The sequence below is a fragment of the Bradyrhizobium sp. 521_C7_N1_3 genome, assembly GCF_052075975.1.
In the GTDB taxonomy this organism is placed as follows: Bacteria; Pseudomonadota; Alphaproteobacteria; order Rhizobiales; family Xanthobacteraceae; genus Bradyrhizobium; species Bradyrhizobium japonicum.
Map to the genome: position 1 here is coordinate 7,823,310 of NZ_CP197232.1, position 24,634 is coordinate 7,847,943.

The window sequence follows — 24,634 nt, forward strand, 5'->3', positions numbered from 1 at the left end:
TGCAATTGTGGTTGCGTTGTTCTTTCTCATCATGCGTGCCCTGAACGTTGGTGATCGCCGGACGAAGGACCGTTGTCGATCTCAAGCAGGGACGTGTCGAGCCATTCACGCTCGGCCACCAGGCGTCGATGCTCCTCCCGAAGCATCTCCAGGCGCGCGATCGCTCGCTCCAGTTCGGCATGCGCGTCGCTTCCGGCGTCGGCGCGCGCCGCGCCACGCACGGCGCACGCGAGTTCGATTTCGGCTCCGCCGCGCGCGTACTCATTCTTGACTTGCATCTCGTTGTTATCGACCATCTCGTCGATCAGCCTGTCCCGGGCAATCATCCGATCGCGGGCGCGCTGCAGTTCAGCGGCTTCCTCGGGGGTGATCGGTGGCCGGCGTCCGCTGTCCTTTATCACTCGCGCCACTCTCGTTCGATGATCTGGACCGAAGCTTTTCATGTCGCAGCACATGCCCTACGGGATCAGGACCGCACGGCCATGAATGCGTCCATGATGCAGATCGTGAAGCGCGTCATTGGCCTGGCTCAGCCTGTATTCCCTGGTGTGGAGTTCGACGAGGCCGCGATCCGCGAGCGCCATCAGCTCAACCAGCTCGGCGTATGTGCCGACCAGGTTGCCGACGATGGTCTTTTCCGATGTGATCATGTCGATGGTCGGGATATCGATCTTCCCGCCATACCCGACGATGTAGTAGTAACCGGCGTTCGCTGTCATCGACAGGCCCTTGGCGATGGCGTCACCCTCGCCAACAAAATCGATCACGGCCTCCGCGCCGCGCCCGTCGGTCAGCGCCAGCACGGCCTCGACTTCGTTGCCGTCTGCCTTCACGACATGATGTGCACCGCACTTCTTGGCGAGTTCGAGAGACTGTTCGGCGCGATCGACCACGATGATTTCTGCCGCGCAGAGCGCTGCGAGAACCTGGATGCCGATATGGCCCAGCCCACCGGCGCCGATCACCGCGACGTATTCGCCGGGCAACAGATGACGGGATGCCTTCTTCGCGGCGCGATAAGCCGTCAGTCCAGCATCGGTGTAGGGAGCAACATCCTTCGGTGCCAGCGACTTCGGCAGCTTGATCAGGGAGCGCTGTCCCGTCAGCAGATACTGCGCATAGCCGCCATTGGCATTGATGCCAGGAAACGAGCTGTCCAACGCATGCATGTCGTCGCCGCGCCGGCACGCGAGACAATGCCCACTGGTCACCAGCGGATGGCAAATTACGCTGTCGCCAACCTTGATCCCTTCGACACCCGGGCCGATCGCTTCGACCCAGCCGGCGTTCTCGTGGCCCATGATGTACGGAAGCTTGACGTCGACCTTGCTGCGCCAGATGCCCTCAACGATGTGCAGATCGGTGCGACAGACGCCGGCACCACCGATGCGCACGATCACATCCATCGGACGCGAGATCTTCGGGTCAGTTACGTCATCGAACTTGACGAACTCCTTCGCCGTCAGCTTCTCGTCGAACTCATGAAGCACCGCCGCTTTCATTAAACGCCTCCCCGGCAAAATTATTTATTCTGTCGATCTGACGCGATCGCCATCCCGCCTGAAGAGTTGAGCAAGGGTTGTGCCAAGCGCACAACGGCCTGATCTTTCTATTGTTATTGCGATCTCGGGAGTGCTCGCGCCGATCCGCCTCGGAGCAGACTTTGCGCGCGACTGTTCCGAGACGGAACAGTTCGACGGCTGCAGCAGCGGGTGAGCAGAAATTTGGATTTTTGATTGTTTGATCTATGATCGTGAGAACCGCGCCACGCGCGAGAACGACCCGAACCGGGCTACGACCAAGAGGAAATCGCCAAGCAGCGACTCCGGGAGGAGCTATGATGCTGACCGCCAGCCGACGCATGGACAATGCTTGGATGACGCTCGATCAGCGCGGCGCGCCGCCGGCAGAGCTTCTATCGGCCGATATCTACGACAGCTGGATGCGCTGCATTTCGCTTGGTCTCGATACATTGCGCCCTCCTTCGCCCGAGTTCGTGAGCAGCGCTGTTTTGCGCCAGGAGCAGCAGCGATGCTCACTGATTCGCGGCCTGGCGCTCGCGGAGATGCACACGCTGCATCAGCAGATTGCCGGCTCCAATTTCATGATCGCCTTTGCAAATGCCAACGGCCTGCTGCTCGACATCATCTCGGACTCGAGCTTCAGTGATGCCTCGAACGCAGCGAGCATTCGGCCCGGCACCATCTGGACTGAAGCCATTTGCGGCACCAACGGCCTCGGCACCGCTGCGTATCTCAAGCGGGCCATCGTTGTTCACGGGGGCGAGCACTTTTTCTCGCGCTACAACAATCTTACTTGCATCGCGGCGCCGATCTTCGCGCCCGATGGCGAACTGGCCGGAATACTGGACGCCTCATCGGATTGCATGTCGAGGCAGGCGCATACCCAGGCGCTCGTCGCGATGGCGGCAACCCAGATCGAGAATGGTCTGTTCCGCGAACATCACCGCGGAAACATCCTGATCGCTTTCCATAGCCGCGGCGAGTATCTGCATACGTTGAGCGCGGGCCTGCTGGGCGTCGACAACGAGGGCAGGATCCTTGCAGCTAACAGGGCCGCAAGCGTCCTGCTGCATGGCCTGCCAGCCTCACCGGGTCGTCGCTTCGCCGATGTCTTTCGTACGAAATTCAACGCCTTTGTCGATGAAGGCCGGCGCAAGGAACGCCAGCGCCTCGAGGACGAGGTCGGTAGCCAGTTCGTCGCAACAATCGAGAACGCGCGCCAGTTCTCGATGATGCAAGCCATCTCGCGGCCTCGGCCGTCGACGCCCAAGGACGTCCCCACCCAGTTCGTCTCCGTCGATCCGGCGATCGCTTCCGTTGTCCAACGGGTGGGAGTCGCGGCGGTCCGCAAGATGCCGATCCTGATCCGTGGCGAAACCGGCACCGGCAAGGAGCAACTCGCCCGCCATGCTCATACCGCCAGTGGACGGGCCGGCGCTTTCGTCCCGGTGAATTGCGCAGCGCTCCCTGACAGCCTTATCGAGGCGGAGCTGTTCGGCTATGCCGAAGGTGCTTTCACGGGAGCAAAAAAGGGCGGGGCTGCGGGACTGTTCAAGGAAGCGGACGGCGGAACGCTCTTCCTCGACGAGATCGGCGACATGCCGGTGACATTGCAGGCCGTGCTGCTGCGCTTTCTGGACGATTGGACTGTCCGGCCGGTCGGTGGCACCAAACGTCAGGTCGACGTTCTCCTGGTGTCTGCCACCAATGCCAATCTAGACGAATCGATTGCAAAGGGCCGATTCCGATCCGATTTGCTGTTTCGCCTCAACACGCTGGAGGTGACGTTACCGCCTTTGCGAGAGCGTTCCGATTTCGCAGAGATTGCGCGCCATTTGATCCACAAGATCGATCCCTTGATGGATTTAACCGAAGGGGCGATCGATCGTTTGGCCGAACTCGATTGGGATGGAAACATCCGCGAACTGCGCAACGTGCTCTCCCGATTGTCGCTGGCCGAGCCGGGAGATCTGATCGACGAGACATCGGTCGAGTCCGTACTTGCACATTCAGGCGGCGAGCGCCTGACCGGCAAGGCGGTGGGTGGCAGGCTCAAGGCCAATCTGCATGAGATTCAGCGCTCGCATGTGCTGACTGCGTATGCGGAAACGGGCAACAACATCAGCAAGACCGCGCGCCGCCTGGGCGTGTCGCGCAATACGATCTACCGTGCCCTGCGCGGCAGCAAGGATTAGCACAATCGTGGCGAAGGCTCTGCGACGACAGCGCGATCCGGCTGCAACTGGAGGCGTTGAAGTCCAGCCCCTCGTTGGGTTCAATTGGGAGTGTCGCCATGTTTGAACCGGAAAACAGTCTCGAAGCCCTGATGCAGGCTGCCGCAAGGGACGCCAGCGTTGTTCCCGCATTCTATCGCGCGTTGCTCGAGACGGAGATCTACATTCTGACGCCGGAAGCGCCGATGAAACCTGGACGCCGTCGCTCGCTCAAATTTCAGGAGGAGATCAACGTTGCAACGGTCGATTTCCAGAACATGAGATGGCACCCCACCTTCACCTCAAAGAAGCGCATCTTCGACTATATAAAGCAGCCAGAGGTGTGCCTTGGCGCCGCTGCGCGCAATCTGTTCGAAATGTTGCCTGACTCTAATTTCTGGCTCAATCCGTTATCCGAATGTCAGAAGCCGCTGACCGCTGCCGAGATCGCTCTCCTCATGAGTGGCAAGATCTTTGACATGCCGATTAAGTCCCCGCGATAGGCGCGGTGCTTGTGCAACAAGGTATCGGCACGATCCAGCCAGCACGACAGGCCACGTCGAATTCGTCGCTCTCGCACTCAGCCGGACCGCAAGGCGCCTGATCGACCGGTTCGCAGGACGCGCTCCGAGCCGCCAAGCACCAAATGGGATCGAATCGGTGCGCGTGGGCCGCGCAAAGCCACACGGCATGGGTGTCGGACTATCCATCTGTAGCTCGATGGTCGAGCCCATCACGGCCAGTTTTGGGCCCCACCCGCTAAAGATCATGACGCGATTTTTCACGCGCTGTTACTCGACGATAATCAGGCCGATGCTCGGAGCAAGGTTACAGGTCAGCATGCCGGCCTGGACGCCCAGAGGCGGCTGCCGAGCCGACGCAAAACGCGGGGGGCCAGAAGTATCGTCGCGGTGAGGCTCATTACCCGAACGAGATGGTAGCTGGGCATGATCGATCACTCCCTGCGAGGCTCACACCGCTCGCTGTTGTAGGTGAGCCCACTCGGGCTGATGTGCGGGAGTAGCTATAAGAACCGTCATCTGCCGATGCAGAATCGGACCGTGATCGACGCGCGTCTTCGACCTGAACGCTTCCGCCGAGCTTTCATTCGGGAAAGATCATTGGTCAGCTGACGATTGCACCGAGGCGGAGCGCACGCGCATTGGGGCTACGCAGACCAGCCACGGCAACCGATTTCTTGGGTCCATGTTTAGAAATTGGCCCGCCAGCGTGAACCGGCGGGCCGGCGCCCTCGCCGTTCCTCAGTCTAGCTGCGCGAGCAACTTCGCGAAGCTGTGGCGAGTTGCTGGTCGAGCAGGCAACGGTTGCCTAGCTGAATCAATCGACGAGGCCTGCACTCATGCCACTGCTCCAAGCCATGGCGGCCCTTGCGCCTCTACGTCGACCAACTCATTCAGGTCCGCTTCTAAGTCCAACACGATATCGAGAAGCAGAGCCGCCGCCACTGGGTCTGTCGTTTCATGCGCCATCAATCGAAAGCGCTCGACCTCGTGCCAGCGCTCCTTCCACTCGCTGTCAGTCATGGCTCCCCCATGCGCTGATCCCCCAGCGGGCATGGGTATTGGTTCCTCAAACTGTGAAATTATTGCGACGCGATGGGGCATAGTCCCTGCCCCAACCCCGCCAGCGGCGGACGAGCGCGGGACAGACGCCCAAGCCCTATCGGGGCGAAGAGCAATCGAAGCTGGAGATATTTTTGAGCTCGTTCGCAAGCAAAATGCGCCGCGACACGGCCCGTGGCCCCGATGGCCGCCTGGCTGAAGCGATTGAACGGTACCAGCTAATAGGTCCGCCAACGTGGACGGGAGGCCGTCGAGGCGTTGAACCGAATTGACGCGCCGGCCGACCAACTTATTGGTGCCAGCGGACCACCTTAGAATGAGGTGCCCGATGTCAAAGGCAAAAGAGCTTGCCGACCGAGCCCAAGCGTTTGAAAAACGCGCTGCGAAGGCGATCGATCTTTCATCACGAGAACACTATCGAGAGATGGCCGCTCACTACTGCGCGCTTTCGGTCGAGCATCGCGAAGCCGAACAATTACAAAAGCTTTCCCAAGCTGGATTTGAACAGCTGGCAAAGAGGAGCAGCACCCCCACATTTCAAAATGCTGATAGGCCAACCTTTCAGCGCGCTATGGCGGTGGGCATAGTGCTCTGCGTCGCTTTTGTCGCCGTTAGCTTCTCATTGCGGCCGCAGGCGGCTGACGATCGCGTGCTGGTAAAGGCGGATCGCCTAATGCGGACTGCTGGCGATCCGTCCAAGGTGAGGTAGTTTGCCCCTAAAGTCGGCGGAGTTGCTGGGCGTACTCTGACAAGCTGACCAACTCGAGCCACTCGGTAACGCCTCTCATAACAATTTGGCACCTCCCTCAGCTCAGTTCCGGTAGGTATCGCTTCCAAGCGCAATTGCCCCGCCCTGCCACGAGGCGAGCCGGATCTCGATCATGGTATCTCCTCCGAAGGGTACGGTGGTGAGGGTTGCGGCAAGCGCCAGCTCACTTCGCCGGACTGAATCAGCAGAAAAGCGATCGCCGTATGCGACCGCATTGCAGCCGGGGGAGCGACGAATCGCGTCTTCGATGCCGCTCGACATGGCGAGCGGTGAATTTCCGCTTAGAGGTTAGTCCTCGCGGCAAAAAAATCGGGCACTGGAAGAATGGCTTCGTTCGAATGATTTGTCGCCTTTGAAGCGCTCTGAAAAGAGTGAGCCTCCTGTTTTAGGAGGAACTTCTTCCCTGAGAACCAGGGAGCTGGGTCCGGAGACCACTCCGACCCCTTCTTGGACCAGCTTCTTGTCGGAGGAGCGCAAAATCCAGCAAGAACTCATGCCTCTCGAACATGCCGGCCGATCCGAAGCGCCTCACTCGCACGAGAGGTCAGCTCTCGCGAGGCAAACAAGACCTTCACTGCCGTCTTTCGGAGGCAACACAATTCACGCCAGCGGGCTCTGACCGCTGCCGTCAGGAGTACAAAATCGCAGGAAATCGTAGTTTGGCGTAGAAAATCGTACGTTAGATAGCGGGGAGACCTCCTTTCCCCACATCACCCCAATCTACGGTATCTTATCCGATCTTCCGCCTAAGCAGGGCGGTTAGCCTGATCGGAAAGCGCATCGCGCCGGAGTCTCCCCGCGTGACTTCGTAGGACGGCCCCGGGCGCTCGCATCTCCACCTTGGAGGTGGGCCTTATCGACCTCTCTCAAAGGGGAGAGATCTGTACCGCCCGAGTCGAGATCGATCCGGTATCGACGAGAAGTCCGACCGCCCCCCCTTGGAGCCACAGCTTGTCCTCGTCGCGAACCGAAAACACCTCCCTGCCGTCAACGAAAGCCCGGATCTCCGTGTTACGTAGTCGAAGCTCCAGGGTGTAGGCCTCATCCAACTCCCACTCAAAGCGGTCCTCAGCGAGAATCATCTCTTCGTGATCCCGCTTAACGAGCTTTATGCGCCCTCCGACGTCGAGCATCAACGCGTAATAGCGCTCGCGCCCCTGCACGCGGGCGGCCAATCCCCAAGCGGATTTTAGCAGAGGAGTGATTTGCGAAGTCACGCGGTAGTCCCTCCAGTCGCGCGAACCTTGGGCAATGAACCCCAGTCCGCTCCCATTGGTGACGCGCAGCCCTTCCCAACGCGTCTGGAACTGGCTGGCGTCATTGACCCAAGCGTGTTTCCACATCGTACTCAGATTGTCGTCCGGGCGCTTCAGGATAGTGTCCGGTGCCCCGGTCCAGGTCAGGTAATCCAGATAGAGCGCACCGTCGACGCCGCGTGGATCGCTCGTCTCGATCTCCAGACCGATCTCGAAGATCGGATAGCTGTGGGTATCCGGCACCCGCCAGCTCAACACGGCCTCGCTTCCGGTGGCGATCGCCTGCGCTTCGCCGCGGATCTGCACCAACTCGTCGTGTTCGTCATAAACACTGGCGAACAGCCGGACGGTCACCGGTCCGCTGTCGATGTCCGACTCCAGCCGGCATTCCACCCGCTGGCCCGAGTATAACGTCGGGCAGGCCACGAGTTGGTAGGTCGGCATGGTGAAGACCTCCTTGTCGAAGAAGGTCGGGGTTGCGACGCGCGCCACGCGGCCGGGCGCCAGGCGTCGAAAGTCGATCGCGAGGCTCCGCTCACCAGTTCGGCTGTGGCCGGACACGTTGCTGAGTTCCACCGCGTGCAGTCTAGCCGGCGAGCCGCCATGAACATGGAAGCCTTGCAAGCTGCCTGGAAAGTCAAAATTGAAGCGCGCGCCGTTCTTGGCGGCGATGGCCGGTGCTCCAGCGAGCGCGCGTCCCGCCGCGACCAGCGACTGCGTCTCGATCACCGCATCGGTAATCGCGGCACCGCCGTCGGCTGTCGATATGTACATGCGGTCGGCGATGGGAGTGCGGAAGTCCGGCCCCGCGTCGAGGCCGGCGAGGCCGGTGCGGATGCCGAACAGGCAACCGACATTACCCGCATTGCAGTCTGTGTCCCAACCGGCGGTGTTGGCGATCCGCATCGCCTCCTGAAAGCTGCTCTCGCCGTACAGCGTCGCCAGGATGATCAGCGCGTGGTTGGGCACGACGTGGCAATTGCCGAGGAATTTGTCGTAGCCGTAGCGTTCGGCGATCAGGGCGCGGGTGCGCTCCCAGTCATTGCTGTTATCGCCGGCATGCCAGTCGCGGACGTCGTTGACGACGCGTCGGATCAGCGCGTCCTTCGGGACGAAGGCAAGGCCCGTGTCGATCAGCTTCTGCACGTCGCGCTCGACGAAGGCCTGCGCTTCCATCGCCGCAAGCAGCTTTGCGGCGTGGACGGATTCGCCGTCATGGCTGACGCGCCCGGCCTGGTCTGCGAGATAGGCGGCCTGCTCGGGATTACCGGGGCTCACCATAGCCCAGCCGTCGATGAAGATCTGCGCGCCGATCTGTTCGGCCACCGTCTTGCCGTTCAGCTCGATCGACCCGCTCCTCGGCGCGGGAATGCCGGATTTCAGCCGGAGATAGGCGGTATGCTCCGTGGAATTGCCGATACCGCCCCACCACAGGATGGCGCGCTCCTCGACGATGTAGTTCAGCCAGGCCTGCCCGATCTGCTTTGATGTAAGCTGCTTTGGGAAGCCATTGTCGGCCAGCGCACGCGGAAATGCGAATGTGCCGGAGACGTCGTCGTCTGTGACGACCAGATGATGCGAGCGCAGCGCGACGTCGCGGCGCTCGTTGACGTAATAGTTGATCGGTCCGAGCTCCTTCATGATGCGCTCATAGGTCCAGCCCTCGAAGGGCCGGCCGAGATAGACGCCGATGAGCTTGCCGAGCACGCCGGCATAGACGCGCTCCGCGTAATCATGAGGAATTGCCGTCACTTGTTCACCCCCTCGTTCGATAGCTTCGCCCGATCAGACAGACGAGCGTTTCATGATCTCGAATTTCAGCTCGTGGCTCCTACCGGGTGTCTCGAGCCCACCCGGCAGCAACCGCCTGACCAGCGTTTCCGCCGCGAGCGCGCCGAGGTCGAACTCCGGTTGCCGCACCGTCGTGAGGCCAAGCAATTTGGCAACCGGAATGTCGTCGAATCCGGCGATCGCGATGTCATCGGGAATCGAGAGCCCGGCATTGAGCGCGGTCACCATTGCGCCGAGCGCCAGCACATCGCTCGCACCGAACACGGCGGTCGGACGCTCGCCCTTGCGTTCGAGCAAACGCTTCATCGCTCGCGCGCCGGACTCTTCAGAATAAGCACTGTCCGTGATGAAGTCGGGCGATAGCCCGGCTTCACGCATCACGGTGCCATAGCCCAGCGCACGGCGCTGGCTCGGACCAAATTCGGCCTGGATCATGGCGATGCGGCGATGCCCACGCGCGATCAGGAGCCGCGTCATTTCGGCAGCTGCTTCCGCGTTGTCGATATAGACGCTGTCGATCGCAAGCGGCCCATCCGGCTTGTGCTGGCTCTCCAGCCGCACCAGCGGAATGCCCTTGCGCGCCAGCACGGCGAGCTGCGGTGCGCGCAGATGAAAGAACGTCGCGACGACGCCGTCGGCGCGCCCCTGCAGCAGCCAGTCGATCGCGCGCGCCTCCCGCTCGGGCCGCCCGTCGGTGTCGAAGATCAGCACGTCATAGCCGGCCGGCGCCGCAACCGTCTGCAGGCCGCGGACGAGGCCGGGATAGAACGGGTTGGTAATGTCAGGGATGACGCAGGCAAAAGTCATCGTCCGTGCGCTGCGCAGCATCCGCGCCGGATGGTTCGGCCGGTAGCCGAGCTCTTGCGCAACCTCGAGAATGCGCGTGCGCGTCGTCGGTGGGACGGACGGCGTCTCCGCCTTGTTCAGGACGAGCGACACCGCGGCCTGCGAAACGCCGGCCGCAAGCGCAATGTCCTTCTGCGTGGGGCGGGACGGCGCCGCTTTGTCGCGCCCTTTCCCCCGCTTCGTCCTCGTTGTTGACGCCGTCATTGCGCATAGTTATACGTATTACTAAAGCAAAATCAACAACCGTTACCCGTACCCCGAGGAAACCGAGGTTCATCGCCATGACCATGACCCGACGCCAGCTTGTTGCCTCCATTCCCGCCGCAGCCCTCGCGGCAGGCTTGCCGCGCGGTGCGTACGCCCAGGACGGGCGCAAGGTCGTGACGTTCTGGTTCGGCCAGGCCAATTCAGATGGTCAGGCCGCGTTGCGCAACGATCTGGTCGAGGCTTTCAACGCCTCGCAGGACAAGTACCTGCTTCAGCTCGAGGTGAAGGGCGCGGCGGTCAACAACCTCCTGAAGGTCGCTCTCGTCGCTGGCAACGGCCCCGATATCGTGCAGACCGCAGGACCCGCCTATCTCACCGCGATCGCCAATGCCGGCCAGGTGCTGCCGCTCGACGGTTTTGCCGAAAACTACAAGTGGAAGGACCGCTTCCTCGCGCCGCTGCTCAACACCAGCGTCTATGGAGGCAAGCTCTACGCGCTGCCGCGCGATTATGAGTCGATGCACCTCTTCTACAACAAGGAGCTGTTCAAGCAGAACGGCTGGAAGCTGCCGACCAACCGCAAGGAAATGGAAGAGGTCGCCGACGCCGCGCTGGCCAAGGGCATCATTCCCTTTGGCGCAGGCAATGCCGACTGGAAGGGCGTCAACGAGTGGCTGATGACGGTGTTCTTCAACAACGTCGCCGGCCCCGACAATGTCCGTAAGGCCCTTTCGGGCGAGCTGCCCTGGACCGCGCCGCCCTTCGTCGAAGCGGTCGAGCTATCGAAGGCCTGGTACAACAAGGGCTATTTCGGCAAGAACTACTTCTCGCTGACGATCGAGCAGAGCTTTCTGCAGGTCGTGAATGCCAAGGCCGCGATGGCGTTCAGCGGCACCTGGTCGTTTGGTACCAAGTCCTACGGCATGTCGAAACCCGACACGGTGATGGACGTGGCGCCGACGCCGACGCTCGGCTCGGCCTTTTCGGGTTCGCTGGTTCATCTGGCCTGCGGCGCGACGCTGTCGATCGCGAAGACGTCGCAGAACGCCGAAGGCGCAGCCGCCGTGTTCGAATTCATGCTGACCCGCAAGTTCTACGAGGCCATGAACCGCGACTGGCCCGGTAAATGGGCTCTCCCGGTGAAGGACCTGCCGCCGGAGATGCTGAGCGGTATCGGCTATCCGCTGTTCGAGAAGACCATCGCGAATCTGCACGATGCCTTCAGCAGGGGGCAGTATGGCTTCACCACCTGGACGTTCTGGCCGGGCGCGACCAACTCCTACCTGATCGAGGGCATCGAGCAGGTCTGGCTCAACAAGATCACGCCGGACGCTTACCTGACGCGGATGCAGACGCTGTTCAGCCAGGAAGCGAAGGAAGGCAAAGTACCGCCGCTGCCGCCGCGGACGGCCTGATCCCACAATGTGGCTGTTCGCGCTCCCGGCGCTGCTGATCAATATCTGCATCATCCTGGTGCCCGCCGTACTGACATTCACGGCGGCGTTCTTTATCTGGGATGGTGTCGGCACGCCGATGTGGGCGGGACTGGCCAATTTCCAGAATATGGGCGCCGATCCCGTGTTCTGGTCAGCACTGACCAACAACTTCATCTGGACCGCGATCTTCCTCACCGTCCCGGTCTGCCTCGCGCTGGTGATGGCCGCCGCACTGCTGATGGCGCCGAAGGCGCGCATCGTGGTGCAGTCCATCATCTTCCTGCCGCGTATCATCGCGGTCGCAGTCACCGGGCGCATCTTCCAGGGCATGATATTCAGCCCTGCCACCGGCATCGTCGCGTGGCTGAACGAGCATGGCTTTTCGATCTCAGACCCCCTCGCCGATCCTGATCGTTCGCTCTATGCGGTTGCGGCCGTCGACATCTGGCATTGGTGGGGCTTTCTCGCCGTGGTGTTCCTGTCGGCGATGCGGCAGATCTCCGTCGACCAGATCGAGGCGGCGCGGCTCGACGGTGCCGGCTTTTTCGCGCTGTTCCGCTACGTGCTGATTCCGGGCATCCGCCCGACGCTCACCCTCATGCTGATCCTGACCGTGATCTGGTCGTTCCAGGTGTTCGAGTTCATCTTCATTGTCACCCGTGGCGGCCCGGCCTATGGCAGCGAGGTTCTGGCGACGTTCGCTTACCGGCACGCCTTCTTCGAGGGCGATGTCGGCCAGGCCGCGGCAGCCGCCTGCGTCATGAGCCTGTTCGGCTTGTGCGCGACCGCCGTCTATCTCTGGCTCCAGATCACCGACGACGCGCAATCGACATGATCGGAGATCGCTGGAGCAGGACGTTCGCCCTGGGGCTGATCGGCGTCGCGTCGTTCAGCTCGCTGCTGCCGATTGTGCTTGCCGTGATGAACGCGTTGAAGACGACGGTCGAGATCGGCAGCAACCCGCTGGCGCTGCCGACCCAGCTGCATTGGGAGAATTTTTCCTCGGCCTGGCGCAACGCCCAGCTCGGACCGAGCCTGCTGCACAGCGCGGAGGTCGCGATCCTGACCATCGTGATGGTCTGCGTCACCGCAACGCCCTGCGCCTATGTGCTGGCGCGACAGAAGGGCAAGTTCTGGCGCTTCATCACCTTCTACTTCATGGCCACGATTACCGTGCCCGTGCAGCTGTACCTGTACCCGCTCTATTTCATCTTCGCCAAGCTCGGCCTCGTCAATTCGATCCCGGCCGTGGCGCTGATCTACACGGCGATGTTCTCGCCCTTCGCGATTTTCCTTTTGCGTACCTACGCGCTGGCGATTCCCGTCGCACTGGAGGAAGCTGCACAGGTCGACGGCGCAAAGCCGTGGCAGACCTTCTTCTACGTGATCCTGCCGATGATGCGGCCGGGATTGCTCACGGTCGCGATCATCGTCGGGCTGAACGCCTGGAACGAGTTCGTCATCGCCGTAACGTTCCTGCAGAACGACAGCAACGTTACGGCGATCGTGCGTTTCTACAATTTGACCGGCCAGTACTCGACCGATTGGGGCGAGATGCTCGCCGCCGCCGTCACCATCGTTCTGCCGATCGTCGCGATCTTCGTACTACTGCAGCGCCAGTTTATCGACGGCATGACATCCGGTGCGGTGAAGTCATGAAAGGGATCAATCCAGAAGAGCAAGCGCCCTCGCATTTTCTTCAGGATGTGTTCTGCCTTCCCCAGTTGTTGGAGCGCCCGAAAGGGACTTCGAACGCACTCAAGATTTTCTCATTGACCTGAGCCAGGTTGGAGAGAAGGCCTGGAACCTGCTCCAGCGGAATCGCCCGCTGTTCGATTGCCTCGTTGAAAACACGTAGGAGACGGGCGATGCCGTCGCCGCCCAGGAAGCCGGTGCGACGACTGCGTTCGAACTCCCCTACTGGAAACTGGTACGAAGACGGCGACGTCCCTAAGATCTTCACGGAAGGGACGGACGCGTCGAATCCGCTGCGGCACCCCAGAGTGAACGACCGCCTCAACAGTGGCGCGCTGTCTCGATCACCGTTCGAGCAGAAGGTCCTCCTGCCGCCCTCTACGTCGGAATGGCGGAAGTGCTTTTCGATCCCACTGGAGCTCGATCCGCACGGCGCCGTGCATAATCTTGTCGGCGGAGACATGGGCAATATCCTGGCTTCTGCCAGAGATCCTGTCTTTTGGGTTCATCACGCGAATATCGATCGGCTCTGGACGGTCTGAACCAAGATGGTCCGGCACGCCAATCCAAAGGACGCGGGCTGGAAGCAAAGGACCTTCACCTACGACCAGGCCGGAGACATGAAGCAAACGGCTGGTGCCGCGGTAGATAGCGAGGGCGCGCTCGGGTATCGTTACGACGGCGAGAAGCCGCTTCCGGCCTTTCAACCCGCGGTCATCGCAGCAGCCACGATCCAAAGCGAAGCGCCGATGTCCCTGCCCGGCCCCACGGCCAACTCACCGCTGGCCACCGTCGCCACAGCTAAGCCCGTGACGCTCGGCGCCAGTTCGGTTGCGGTCGACCTGAAGCTGCCGCAATCGGCACAAACGCAACTCCATAGTCTCGCGACCGCCGGTGCCCCGACCGGGCCCGGGGCGATTACCGCAGCGTGGCTTGTCCTCGATGACGTCGCGATCGGGGCTGACGGCAAGGACGCGGCTCCAGCTTCAACATCCTGGCAACGCTACCGGACGGCCAGCAGAGATCGCGGCAGGTCAAAATAGGGCAACTGGGTACGTTCACGTGGCCTAGCGACGATGGCGGTCACGGAGCCCACGGAGGGCATCTGGCGCCTGTCACGCTTACCATGCCTCTGAAGGACGTGCTTTCCGAGCCCCGAGGAGCTCGCGAACGGAATGCGGGTGGTCTTCCAGGCGTTGCACAAGGAGAAGCCAGGTGAGCCGCCTAAGCAGTTTGTGAAGGTCGCATCGATCTCCGTCAAGACCTCGACGGTCCCTTGCAGTGATAAGCTAGGCCGCCGCTATTCGGTGGCGCGCCGACGCATCGTAGTCGGCAAAAATGGGAGGACAAGGCACCTGATATCTCTCGATAGTCCGATATGGCGACGAACAGGCCGACCACAACGCTCGGAGGCGCCGTTCGCAAGCGCACTCAGCTCGGGAGCAAGGGTATACGCGAAACCGCTTGAATCAAGCTGGGGATGCGCCGTCCGGACGATGAAGCCGAAGCACCTAGACAGCATCCGTATCATTCTCCTCGGCTGGCTCGACGATGCTGAAGGCGCGGATCCAAGAAGATGTAATCGCCGCGGTACCATCTGGTCGTCCGTTAAGAAGCCGTTTTGACTAGCGAACAGCAGGCGCCTGAGCGCCAAAGGACGACTAGGAATGAGGTCAGCAAAGCTCTCAGCCAAGCGAGCGAGCGGCAAAGGTTGTAGCCGACGGCGGTGAGGATGACGTTGATTGCGTCGCCCTAAGATTACGGTGACAGTGCCACTCAATGTCTCCGGCCACTTGCGCGGGTTCGAAGACCCGTGCCCCCCTAATTCAGTGCACTGTCACCGTAATCACCGCGCACATCATCCGCCCCATGTCGCAAGGCAAGGCGAAAAGCAAGTGTCATGGCGGCGTTAAAATGAGAACTGATATCGCCCGGAAAGCAGACCGCAACGACCGGGCAAAGCGCCGAGATCGCCGAGAGGATGAACGCCGCTATGATGGGCTCGACCTTCGGCCAGCTCACGAGGACGATCGGCGCGGCGGAACAGGCGGTACGACCTTCAGATTCGCAAGATCCTGGAGGCGCAGCCGAAATGCGACGGGATATCTCTCAGGGTCTACGTTCTCCTCGGGCTCGGTTGATCTCCAGGCATAGAAGCAAGTTGAACAACTGAAGATGGTCCAAACGCCGGCAACGGAAGATTTTCCAATCACCGCGATTGTACCCGATCGGCACCGTGGGCATGCGGTCGGAGCAACTCGAACGCTGGACTCCGTCATTTGCGCATCTCCTTCACCAGGCCCACGAGCTTCGTTTGCCATTGATCGGTGCCAAGCGGCCTGTCCAGCTCTTCGCCGTAATCGCCGCGGACATCCGGCGCGACAGGCGTGGTGGCATCGATGATCATCTTGGTGACGATGCCTCCCGGGCTGCACGCCGGATCCAATAGATTCTCCGCGAGGTTCGGGATGGTCACAATATCGCCCGCAGGATTGACCTTCACGGACATTGCCCACATCACCTGCTTCAGATCGAACGGATCGACGTTTTCGTCGACGACGATCACCAGTTTGGCATATCCGAGACCGTGTGTTGTGGTGAGGACGCGCAGGCCAACATATTTGGCAAAACCACCGTAGCGGATTCTGGTCGAGACGACGACCACCAGACCATGCGTGTAGAGTGCATTGACCGCGACGACCTCGGGAAAGGTCGACTTGATTTGAAGGAAGATCGGCGCACTGGTCGTCATGGCTTGCAGGAAATCGATCTCGGTCCAGGGCCGGCCCACATAGACCGCGTCGTAAACAGGGTCCTTCCGGTGCGACACCCGATCGATCTCGATCACAGGGTATTTGTGACACCCCGAGTAGTAGCCGGGGAATTCGCCGAACGGCCCCTCGGTCTCGCGCTGTCCGCAAAGCACGCGCCCTTCCAGCACGTATTCGGAGCCCCAGGGAACATCCAGGCCCTTGGACGTCTTGACGACCCGGTATGGCGCACCTTGCATCACCGCCGCCATCTTGTACTCGAGCTGATTATACAACAGCGGTGTGGCGCCCATCAGCGTAATGATGGGTTCATTTCCCAGCGCGATCGCAACCGGCAGGTCCTCCCCCCGCTCTTCCGCGTGAGCCATGTGGATCGCAATGTCATGTTGCGGCACGGTCTGGATTCCCAGGCGGTTTCGTCCCTTCACCTGCAGGCGATATATTCCGACGTTCTCGACATCATCGTTGTTCCAGTCGTCAAGATCGCGGCTGATCGTGCAGGCCTTGTCGATAAAATAGCCGCCGTCGCCGCGGTTGAGACGAAACAGCGGCAGAAGCTCATAGAGGCTCAGATCCTTGTCGGCGACAACCTCCTGCCAGGGCGCGCTCTCGACGCGCTCCAGCGTGCCCGGATAAAGTTGGAAACGCCGGACGAATTCGAAAAACTGGTCCCGCATGCTGGCGTCCTTGTCCATGCCGAGCGCGAGAGCATGATTGGACCATGATCCATGTACATTCAGGGCTACCCGAGCATTGCTGAAGCCCGCTATGTTGTCGAAGAAAATTGCGGGACTGTTCTCACCGATCTGCGTGAGGGCGCAGGCTGCGGCCGCCATATCAGGCTCGGGGAGAACCTGATCATGGATGCGCAGCAATTGCCGCTCCTGCTCGAGCAACGACAGGAATTCACGAAGGTCCTTGTAGGCTCGCATCGTCGCCCCACTCTGCTGAAACGGGTTTCAAGCTGACCTCAAAGCAGCAATCTGCCTTTGCCAACGTGGGAGCACGGCTCCGGGATCGTGTAGCGCAAAGGTCACTCCGGTCGTCACGGTTGCGTAGGGCGCCACATGGTGACGCACCGTCTCAGCTTCCGCTTCGAAGAACGCCAGCGGCACCTCCGGAGAGGAATGAGCAAGGCGCCGACAGCGGAGCCTCAACTCGCACATGCCCCCATCGAGCGAAAGTGCAATCGCCAACCGCCCGTCGCGTTCAAGATTGGACGTCATGCTTGATTGCGGGAACAGCGCAAGGCGGATGCGGCCGGAGGGCGTCACCAGCATATCGCCGGCACTGAGCAGAGCGGCGTGAGGCCATCCGTCGGCATCGACCGTCGACAGACGCAGCGCCTGCGTTTTCGTGAGCAGTTCGGTGCCATCGAGATAGCGCGCCAGCGCATCGGGAATCCCGCTGCTGCTCGCTGGAGCCATGTAAGTGTGCTCGGCTTCCTTCATTTCGGACCTCCTCCCCCGGAAATGATCCGCGGTTCTGCGGAAAGTGAAGGCAGTTCGTTGGCCCGACGCATGCCGTCCCATCGCTTGAGTTTCGGAAACTCCAGTCCAAAAAGGTCCAGTACGCGGCCGACCGTGTGATCGACGAGATCATCGATGGTTTTCGGATTGCCATAGAACGCCGGCACGGGCGGCGCAATGATCGCGCCCATGCGGCTCAGTGCCAACATATTTTCGAGATGTATGTCGTTGAGCGGTGTCTCCCGGGTCAGCAAGACCAGGCGACGCCGCTCCTTGAGCGTGACGTCGGCCGCCCGAACAATCAATTCCTGAGCAAATCCATAGCGGATTGCCGCCAGCGTCTTCATGCTGCACGGCGCGATAACCATGCCGTCGTGGCGAAATGAACCGCTTGCGATCGATGCACCCTGGTTATCGCGTGAATGAGTAACTGAGGCGGTGGATGCAAGCTCGCGGGCAGAAAGCCCGGTTTCCTTGGCAATCGTCACTTCAGCCCACCGGCTCAGAACCAAGTGGGTCTCTACGCTCAGTTCGCGAAGCACGGCGAGCAGGCGTGCACCGTACACGGCACCAGTCGCCCCTGTCATTGCAACGACAACACGCATCGCCGCCGTACTCCTGGAGGAGCCCCGCCGCGACCGGCTCCTGGGAACGAAAAAGTATACAATTTCACGTGGCAAGTTGCAACGACGCCACCGTTGATGCATTTGGGCCGAAACAGACGGATGCGATCTTCTTCAGGTTCGGCGCTCTGCCCACTCACGCGCCTCGATCAATGCTCCGCTCTCGTCGACGTGCGCGCTCCGCTCCGGCTTCGCACCAGAAACGACCTCACCGAAGTGCGACAAACGCGCTCGAACTCAAACTAAAACGCAGCAAAATCAACGAAACTGGTCGATATCCCGCCGCTCATAACGGTCTGGTTGCAGGTTCGAGTCCTGCCGGGCCCACTAAGAATATCAATATCTTGCTTGCTCTCCGCTGCCCTCAGCGCGACGAGCGCACCAGATACATCCACTGTTCGTTCACGCGCGAGTTCGCGAAGGCGTCGAGCAAGCTCCTATGCCGGCGAGAGGATACGGCAGTGCATCTACGATCCTCGCCTTTCCGGCCGACGGAAGCGATCTCTGCATTTGGTGATGATCTCGGTTATCTCCGGTAAAGCGGAAGTTAGCCACAACGTTAATCACGTCCGCTAAGGGCCCAGAAGCGGAATCACTCCACTGAGAGATTTCGCTTCCAGGTGTAGTCTTCAGCTTCGGGCCGAGGTTGCAGGCAATCAGGTTGAGGAGGAAGTCAGTGGCGACACGAGCGAGGCCTCGATGTTTCGTCATTGCTCGCCTCGTGCTAGACTTTGCCTGCCCGATCAGGGAGAACAGCCATGACCGCCGAGTTCGATGAAGACCGCTTCAATATGGCTATCCGTAAATTTCTGAAGCATGTCGGAGTTACATCGCAGCGTGAAATTGAGAACCTAGTGCGTAGCGGAGAGGTGAAGGGTGGCAAGCTCAAACTGCGAATGACCTTGTCCGCGGAGGGGACGCCGCTGAACCATGTGGTCGAGGAAACAGTCGCGCTCTGACGATTGTCCCGGCTGTGGGAAGCCATGGCCCTGATCCTCACGAAGGCTACCATTGCGGTCGCCGGCCGAACGTCGCCTTGTCAAGCTCGGACGTCGGCGGGTCCATGGTAGATGGTCTGCTCTGCCACTGTGAGCGGACATCACCGGATCCGCGGTTCAGGTCCGCGAAGGGTCACATCCGGACTCATGCAGCGCAACAAGATACGCACTCTGCCGATCACTTTATCAGTGCGCGCGAGTATCATCGGGAGTCGAACCTTGCAATTCGATTCGAATTGCGCGGCGCTTCATTCGGCTAACTTTGTGCGTCGGCGCCAAGTTCGAGGCTATGTCCTGCGATTGGGCTGAATCTTGGCCTCCAGGCTCTGCGCATCACCGGCTCCAGCGGTCCGATCTCAGGCGCCAACACTTTTCAACGTAATCGTTGCCGCGCGTTCGGCATTCTTAGCAGCTAGTTTCGTTTCGTTACCTCTTTAAACGTAGCTGCTGCCTCGGGCCGGCACCTTCATGTCAGTCATCGCGCGATACAAAGCGGCACCGGAATTCACCAAGATCGCGGCGTCCACCCGCCGTGACTATTTGAGGTACATCAAGCTCATTGAGGATGAATTCGCTGACCTGCCGATCGCCGCTCTCGCCGATCGCAGAATTCGCGGCGACTTCAAAAGCTGGCGCGATAAGTACGCCAACACGCCACGCAAAGCTGATCTTGCCTGGACGGTGCTGGCGCGCATTCTGTCTTTCGCGAAAGATCGTGGCATTATCGCCAGCAACCCTTGTGAGCGCGGAGGTCGGCTTTACGTCGCAGACCGGCGAGACAAGATCTGGACCGAACAGAACATTGCCGCGGTTCTATCAGTTGCATCCGAAGAGATCAGGCTGGCGCTGATCTTGGCCTTATGGAGCGGTCAACGACAAGGCGACCTTTTGCGCTTGCCTTGGTCGGCCTATGAGAGTCCTCACATTCGCCTCCGCCAGTCGCAAGGCGGGCGGCGCGTGGTGATGCCTGCTGGCACGCCCTTGAGGGCCCTGCTCGACGACACGAAGCGTCGCGGACCTCTCATCCTGACCAACACGCTCGGCCGCCCCTGGACGTCTGATGGCTTTCGCTCGTCGTGGGCAAAGGCCTGCGAACGGGCGGGCATTTGCGACCTTACGTTTCACGACCTGAGAGGCACGGCGGTTGTTCGGCTTGCGATTGCCGGCGCAAGCGTACCGCAGATCGCGGCTGTGACCGGCCACTCGCTAAAGGACGTCGAGGCCATTCTGGATGCGCACTATCTTGGTCGCGACATTCAGCTTGCAGAGGCTGCGGTGCTAAAGCTCGAAGCGAGAACAAAACTGTAAAACGACCTGTAAAATGAGGTCGCCTACTCAACCAAGCCGGATGCTAAGTGCTTGATTTATATGGTGGGCGCACCAGGGCTCGAACCTGGGACCCGCTGATTAAGAGGCGTATGATTTGCTAGGAAACTCAATGCCCATTCCGACAACTGGGCCGTCAGACCTGCATTGAACCCTTATTGGATTTTCTCTTTGTCGGAACGACGGGGCTCGGCTGACTATAGCGCGGGGGCGGGCGGATCGTAAATCGTCGGGGGTTTGAGTTAGGTCCGCCACACCGCGAAACCCATTCTTTCGGAATCTCTATTTTTTACTGGCGAGCAGCCTAGTTCGGATGGTCACGTCCTAGCCAAAAACCGCCGGTCCTGTGCGAACCCTACGTCCATGGCCCGCATTGAAGGGGCTTTTTATACGCACGGAACGGAGGCAGGACACGTTCGGCTAGATGCTGGCGGACGAATCCCAGGCAAGCGGAGCACTCGGTTTCTGCCGTGCTTCGGCGTAACCGCGCGTCAGACCCGTCCGTTGACCGGCAGCAGCGCGCCGGTGACGGCACTGGCGGCGTCGCTTGCCAGGAAAAGGATGACATCGGCGAGTTCCTTCGGCGCGACCCATTTGGCGGGATCGGCCTCCGGCATGCTGGCGCGATTTGCCGTGGTATCGATGATCGAGGGCAGCACCGCATTCACGGTGATCTTGCCTTTCAGCTCGGCGGCAAGTGACTCCGTCAGCTTATGCACGCCCGCCTTCGACGCCGCATAAGGACCCATGCCGGAGCCGGCCTGCAGTGCGCCCATCGCGCCAATATTGACGATGCGGGCCGCCCGCGAGTTGAGAAGATGCGGGATCGCCGGGCGCGAGGCGTTCAGCGCGGTCTCGACATTGAGCGTGAACATACGCTGCCAGGCGTTGAGATCGCCGTCGGCAATAGTCTCGAAGGTAAATCCGCCGGCAATATTGATCAGCGCGTCGATCGCGCCGAAATGAGCGGCGGCGGCATCGATCGCCTTTTTCGCCTGTGCCGCGTCGGTCAAGTCGATGCGGCCGAGTTCAATCCGCTGGGCTGTTGCCGCGAGCTGCGACGCAGCATGATCGATGCCCGCGACGCGCGCGCCGCGCGAAAGGGCTTCTTCGGCGACCACCTTGCCAAGCGCACCTAACGCGCCGGTGATAACAACGACTTTACCCTTCATGGTGGTCTCCGCGTGAACGAGAATGAATCAAGGCCGCAATGCTCACTTCACGCATCACGTCTTCCACTTGATCATCTTCTGCAGGATGCTCATTGGGCGGCCCGCGTAGGGCGGCTGAAATAGCATTTGGATCGGCGAGAGAGGGCCCTGGTAGAAGACCGGGCGCAATTTTGAAAAGGTGTTGAACCCCTCGCGCGCGTGGTAATGGCCCATGCCGCTCGCCCCGACCCCACCGAATGGCAAGTCGTGCTGGCCGACGTGCAGGAGAGCTTCATTAACCGATACGCCACCCGACATGACCCGCGAGATGTAGAAGTCGCGCAGCTCGGCATTGTGAGTGAATGGATAGATTGCCAACGGGCGGTCGTGACTATTGATATAGTCGGCGACTTCCTGCCGATCTGCATACGTCTTGATCGGCAAGATCGGACCAAAGATCTCGCGCTGCATGACAATCATGTCTTCCGTCGGATTTAGCACGAGATGCGGTGCAAATTTGCGACGCTTCGCGTCCGGAATCTGCTGTTCCGCAAGGTTGACCAGGACCGCGCCCTTTGTACGGGCATCCCGCAGCGTCGCCTGCAGCCGTGTGAAAGAGCGTTCATCGATAATCGACGTGTAGTCCGGGCCGTTGATGTCCGGGAAGCGGTCGGCAAACAGTCGCCGGCAATGGCGGACGAACTCGTCCTCACTTCCTTTGGGCAGAAACATGTAGTCGACATTCGTACAGATCTGACCGGCATTGAACATCTTCACCCAGAGAATGCGCTCCGCCGCTGTTTTGACCGGGAAGTCAGGCCCAACAATCGCAGGTGCCTTGCCGCCCAGTTCAAGCGTGACAGGGGTGAGGTTGCGGGCCGCGTTGGCCATGACCGAGCGACCGGTAGCACCGGATCCCGTGAACAGCAGATGGTCGAAGGGCAATGACGAGAATCCCGGTCCTCGTCCGCCGCCATCCTCGAAAAAGGCAAGCTTCTCGATCGGAAAATACTTTGGGGAAACGCGCATCAGAACCTGGGCGAGCGCTTTTGAATTTTCCGACATCTTGACCATCGCGCGATTGCCGGCGGCCAAAATCGCTGCAAGCGGGCAGAAGCTAAGATTAAGCGGAAAATTCCAGGGAACGATGACCCCGACGACGCCAAGCGGCTGCGGGATGACACGGTTGCGCGCGAGCGGATAGGTCATGAAGTCGACGTGTCTGCGCTGTGGTTTCATCCACTTCTTCAAATTTTTGGCGGCGTCGGCGATTGTTTCGAGGACAACGAAGTATTCGGCGAACAGGGTCTCGAATTCAGACCGGTTGCCATAGTCGGCGTTGATCGCTGCGACCAACTCGTCCTTGTTGTCTTTCAGGAGCCGCGTCAGCGCCTTCAAGTCAGCCATGCGCTGAGCATAGGATGGCTCCGGCGTCGCCAGATAACCCGCACGCTGCTTGTCAAAGCAGGACTGAAATTCAGTGGGAATGTCGATCGAACGGGAATTGACAGGCACGTTCATGATGTTCCCTTCCTCATTGTTGTTCGCGTGTCCTCCACGCGAACAACGAAGGCGCGCGTAACCGTGACTTTATCAACTCCAAGTCAATGCATGCTTGCATTCGCATGAGCGGAGCTGGGCCTTTCACCCATGATCCGCTTGATAGCGTGAGCGCAGCGGCCGCACTGGGCGCTGCATCCGAGGCAGGCATAGACCTCGCTCATACGGGGCGATCGTGCCTCTTTTGCAACCACTGACCGCACCTGATGGTCGCTGAACACATTGCAAGAACAGACGATCATCGCCTTCTCCCAACCGATACCAACGCGGCGCTCCACCCAGCCGCAAGCATGATAGTTTCCATTCGGGTCACCTCGGCGTAGTCAAGAGGCCGCTCGCGGACCAGATGGTGTCGCATTTCGGCTCCTTCCGAGGCACCGCGAACGCCTGCTGCAGTGCCTCGAGTGCGCTACCCACGGGGGCAAGTCGAACCTGGCTCGGTCGTTCAGGCTGCCTCCTGTTTAGCTTCGGTCCTTAGGTCGGCTTCGGTGAAGCCATAGCCGCCGGGGCGCAGCGCCGAATGCTCGCGCTCGGAATGGACCAGCGGGTAGAACATCTGCGTCGTCCAGCGCTCCGGGCCAAACAAGATGTCGTCCTGCAGGCCGACCTTGGCCGGATATTTGCGTGTGATATGCGCGGTGCCGAACAGCACGTCCCAGAAAAACAGCAGGTTGCCGAAGTTGCCCTTGTAGTGGCCGATGCCGTCTTCGTTGGTGAGCGCGTGGTGCGCCTGGTGCGTGGCCGGCGTGGAGATGGTGCGCTCCAGCACCCACATCAGCGGATGCAGCGCGCGGATGCGGTACAGCGGCGCGTCCCACGCCCAGGCGCAGTGCGCGCCCAGGATGACCGCCAGCTTGATCACCAGGTACGCCGCGTAGACCGGGCCGAAACCAAGATACACCGCCACGCCGCCGATCCACAGGCCCGGCATCATCAGGTAGTAGAAGAAGTTGTTGCGGTAGGTAATGCGCACGCTCATGTAGGCTGCGCTGTGGTGCGCGCGGTGCAACGGCCATAGCAGCGGCGTGTGCGAGGCGCGGTGCCAGAGATACTGCGTGAGGTCATCGCCGATCAGCAGCAGGCCGAACATTGCCCACCACGGCAGGTTGGCCCAGGCGTTGTGCTGCGCGGGCATGAGCCAGCTACACAGCGCGTTGCTACCCAACAGTGCGATCGGCTGGGTGACGGCGATTAGGCTGACGAACATCAGCACTTCAAGCCAGGCGTCGTTGGCTGTCGCGTTGTCTTGCACGGTGGTTTGATACCGCCGGGTGATAAACTCCATGGCGGCAAAGCCTAGGATGCAGGCGCCGATCAGGAGGTATTGCACTTGCAAGCTCATGTTGGGTGTTTCCTATCGCTCACATTTTTGATTGTGAGGGCGATTTAGAAGTGTCATCACCAATGCGTCCAATGC

At 60.6% G+C, this 24,634-nt stretch carries 25 protein-coding genes; 10 read left to right on the forward strand and 15 right to left on the reverse strand.

The window, feature by feature from the left end; translation table 11 throughout:
* Positions 1 to 29 precede the first annotated feature (29 nt).
* Complete coding sequence (locus tag AB7008_RS36815) at positions 30 to 401, reverse strand: hypothetical protein (RefSeq protein ID WP_441260390.1); 372 nt, start codon at positions 399 to 401, stop codon at positions 30 to 32.
* A gap of 57 nt (positions 402 to 458) precedes the next feature.
* The gene (locus AB7008_RS36820) at positions 459 to 1,502 is read right to left on the reverse strand and encodes an NAD(P)-dependent alcohol dehydrogenase (RefSeq protein ID WP_441260391.1); all 1,044 of its coding nucleotides are present in this window, start codon (positions 1,500 to 1,502) and stop codon (positions 459 to 461) included.
* A gap of 338 nt (positions 1,503 to 1,840) precedes the next feature.
* Here AB7008_RS36820 and AB7008_RS36825 point away from each other — a divergent pair, with 338 nt between their 5' ends.
* On the forward strand, positions 1,841 to 3,718 hold the full coding sequence (locus AB7008_RS36825; RefSeq protein WP_041959104.1) for a sigma-54-dependent Fis family transcriptional regulator: 1,878 nt from the start codon (positions 1,841 to 1,843) through the stop codon (positions 3,716 to 3,718).
* A 98-nt stretch (positions 3,719 to 3,816) separates the two neighbouring features.
* A complete protein-coding gene (locus AB7008_RS36830) occupies positions 3,817 to 4,239 on the forward strand; it encodes an SseB family protein (RefSeq protein WP_441260392.1) in 423 nt (140 codons plus the stop codon).
* Between the two features lie 855 nt (positions 4,240 to 5,094).
* Here the strand turns inward: AB7008_RS36830 and AB7008_RS36835 are convergent.
* Positions 5,095 to 5,280, reverse strand: a complete 186-nt coding sequence (locus tag AB7008_RS36835; protein ID WP_041958831.1) for a hypothetical protein — start codon at positions 5,278 to 5,280, stop codon at positions 5,095 to 5,097.
* Positions 5,281 to 5,647: 367 nt separating this feature from the next.
* Between AB7008_RS36835 and AB7008_RS36840 the strand changes: the two genes are divergently transcribed.
* The gene (locus AB7008_RS36840; RefSeq protein WP_155255949.1) at positions 5,648 to 6,028 is read left to right on the forward strand and encodes a hypothetical protein; all 381 of its coding nucleotides are present in this window, start codon (positions 5,648 to 5,650) and stop codon (positions 6,026 to 6,028) included.
* Positions 6,029 to 6,130: 102 nt separating this feature from the next.
* On the opposite strand, the gene AB7008_RS36845 is transcribed toward AB7008_RS36840, so the two are convergent.
* The 3 genes from AB7008_RS36845 to AB7008_RS36855 form a co-directional block, all read right to left on the reverse strand.
* Positions 6,131 to 6,349 (reverse strand): hypothetical protein, encoded by a 219-nt coding sequence (locus AB7008_RS36845; protein WP_304490982.1) that lies wholly within the window; start codon positions 6,347 to 6,349, stop codon positions 6,131 to 6,133.
* A 605-nt stretch (positions 6,350 to 6,954) separates the two neighbouring features.
* On the reverse strand, positions 6,955 to 9,096 hold the full coding sequence (locus AB7008_RS36850) for an ADP-ribosylglycohydrolase family protein (protein WP_028156520.1): 2,142 nt from the start codon (positions 9,094 to 9,096) through the stop codon (positions 6,955 to 6,957).
* A gap of 33 nt (positions 9,097 to 9,129) precedes the next feature.
* A complete protein-coding gene (locus AB7008_RS36855) occupies positions 9,130 to 10,185 on the reverse strand; it encodes a LacI family DNA-binding transcriptional regulator (protein ID WP_441260393.1) in 1,056 nt (351 codons plus the stop codon).
* A 77-nt stretch (positions 10,186 to 10,262) separates the two neighbouring features.
* On the opposite strand from AB7008_RS36855, the gene AB7008_RS36860 reads away from it, so the two are divergent.
* The 5 genes from AB7008_RS36860 to AB7008_RS36880 all read left to right on the forward strand — a co-directional run bounded on the left by AB7008_RS36860 (position 10,263) and on the right by AB7008_RS36880 (position 14,362).
* Complete coding sequence (locus AB7008_RS36860; protein ID WP_041958824.1) at positions 10,263 to 11,603, forward strand: ABC transporter substrate-binding protein; 1,341 nt, start codon at positions 10,263 to 10,265, stop codon at positions 11,601 to 11,603.
* A 7-nt stretch (positions 11,604 to 11,610) separates the two neighbouring features.
* Positions 11,611 to 12,459, forward strand: a complete 849-nt coding sequence (locus AB7008_RS36865; protein ID WP_304490984.1) for a carbohydrate ABC transporter permease — start codon at positions 11,611 to 11,613, stop codon at positions 12,457 to 12,459.
* Positions 12,456 to 13,283, forward strand: a complete 828-nt coding sequence (locus tag AB7008_RS36870) for a carbohydrate ABC transporter permease (RefSeq protein ID WP_152621398.1) — start codon at positions 12,456 to 12,458, stop codon at positions 13,281 to 13,283. The genes AB7008_RS36865 and AB7008_RS36870 overlap by 4 nt, the downstream gene beginning before the upstream one ends.
* Before the next feature lie 209 nt (positions 13,284 to 13,492).
* Positions 13,493 to 13,861 (forward strand): tyrosinase family protein, encoded by a 369-nt coding sequence (locus AB7008_RS36875; protein WP_304490986.1) that lies wholly within the window; start codon positions 13,493 to 13,495, stop codon positions 13,859 to 13,861.
* 6 nt (positions 13,862 to 13,867) lie between these two features.
* The gene (locus tag AB7008_RS36880; protein WP_304490987.1) at positions 13,868 to 14,362 is read left to right on the forward strand and encodes a hypothetical protein; all 495 of its coding nucleotides are present in this window, start codon (positions 13,868 to 13,870) and stop codon (positions 14,360 to 14,362) included.
* A 778-nt stretch (positions 14,363 to 15,140) separates the two neighbouring features.
* On the opposite strand, the gene AB7008_RS36885 is transcribed toward AB7008_RS36880, so the two are convergent.
* From AB7008_RS36885 to AB7008_RS36905, 5 genes are read right to left on the reverse strand one after another with little or no spacing between them, the layout of a single operon-like run.
* A complete protein-coding gene (locus tag AB7008_RS36885; RefSeq protein WP_152621396.1) occupies positions 15,141 to 15,341 on the reverse strand; it encodes a hypothetical protein in 201 nt (66 codons plus the stop codon).
* Complete coding sequence (locus AB7008_RS36890; RefSeq protein WP_369527465.1) at positions 15,338 to 15,640, reverse strand: non-oxidative hydroxyarylic acid decarboxylases subunit D; 303 nt, start codon at positions 15,638 to 15,640, stop codon at positions 15,338 to 15,340. The genes AB7008_RS36885 and AB7008_RS36890 overlap by 4 nt, the downstream gene beginning before the upstream one ends.
* Complete coding sequence (locus AB7008_RS36895; protein WP_041958818.1) at positions 15,595 to 17,022, reverse strand: non-oxidative hydroxyarylic acid decarboxylases subunit C; 1,428 nt, start codon at positions 17,020 to 17,022, stop codon at positions 15,595 to 15,597. The genes AB7008_RS36890 and AB7008_RS36895 overlap by 46 nt, the downstream gene beginning before the upstream one ends.
* Before the next feature lie 27 nt (positions 17,023 to 17,049).
* A complete protein-coding gene (locus tag AB7008_RS36900; RefSeq protein WP_052435659.1) occupies positions 17,050 to 17,541 on the reverse strand; it encodes a pyridoxamine 5'-phosphate oxidase family protein in 492 nt (163 codons plus the stop codon).
* Complete coding sequence (locus AB7008_RS36905) at positions 17,538 to 18,164, reverse strand: UbiX family flavin prenyltransferase (protein WP_441260394.1); 627 nt, start codon at positions 18,162 to 18,164, stop codon at positions 17,538 to 17,540. Before AB7008_RS36905 ends, AB7008_RS36900 begins: the two co-directional genes overlap by 4 nt.
* A gap of 776 nt (positions 18,165 to 18,940) precedes the next feature.
* Between AB7008_RS36905 and AB7008_RS36910 the strand changes: the two genes are divergently transcribed.
* Both AB7008_RS36910 and AB7008_RS36915 read left to right on the forward strand, forming a co-directional pair.
* Entirely contained in the window at positions 18,941 to 19,141 is a 201-nt protein-coding gene (locus tag AB7008_RS36910; RefSeq protein ID WP_028156512.1) for a DUF6494 family protein, read from the forward strand.
* Between the two features lie 507 nt (positions 19,142 to 19,648).
* Positions 19,649 to 20,488 (forward strand): tyrosine-type recombinase/integrase, encoded by an 840-nt coding sequence (locus AB7008_RS36915; RefSeq protein WP_441260395.1) that lies wholly within the window; start codon positions 19,649 to 19,651, stop codon positions 20,486 to 20,488.
* Between the two features lie 509 nt (positions 20,489 to 20,997).
* Here AB7008_RS36915 and fabG read toward each other — a convergent pair.
* From fabG to AB7008_RS36935, 4 genes are all read right to left on the reverse strand, one after another.
* Positions 20,998 to 21,678, reverse strand: a complete 681-nt coding sequence (gene fabG, locus AB7008_RS36920; RefSeq protein ID WP_041958798.1) for a 3-oxoacyl-ACP reductase FabG — start codon at positions 21,676 to 21,678, stop codon at positions 20,998 to 21,000.
* A 54-nt stretch (positions 21,679 to 21,732) separates the two neighbouring features.
* On the reverse strand, positions 21,733 to 23,178 hold the full coding sequence (locus AB7008_RS36925; RefSeq protein ID WP_212454119.1) for a coniferyl aldehyde dehydrogenase: 1,446 nt from the start codon (positions 23,176 to 23,178) through the stop codon (positions 21,733 to 21,735).
* An 83-nt stretch (positions 23,179 to 23,261) separates the two neighbouring features.
* On the reverse strand, positions 23,262 to 23,459 hold the full coding sequence (locus AB7008_RS36930; protein ID WP_212097288.1) for a (2Fe-2S)-binding protein: 198 nt from the start codon (positions 23,457 to 23,459) through the stop codon (positions 23,262 to 23,264).
* Between the two features lie 203 nt (positions 23,460 to 23,662).
* Positions 23,663 to 24,559, reverse strand: coding sequence for a sterol desaturase family protein (locus AB7008_RS36935; protein ID WP_212454120.1), 897 nt, complete (start codon positions 24,557 to 24,559; stop codon positions 23,663 to 23,665).
* Positions 24,560 to 24,634 lie beyond the last annotated feature (75 nt).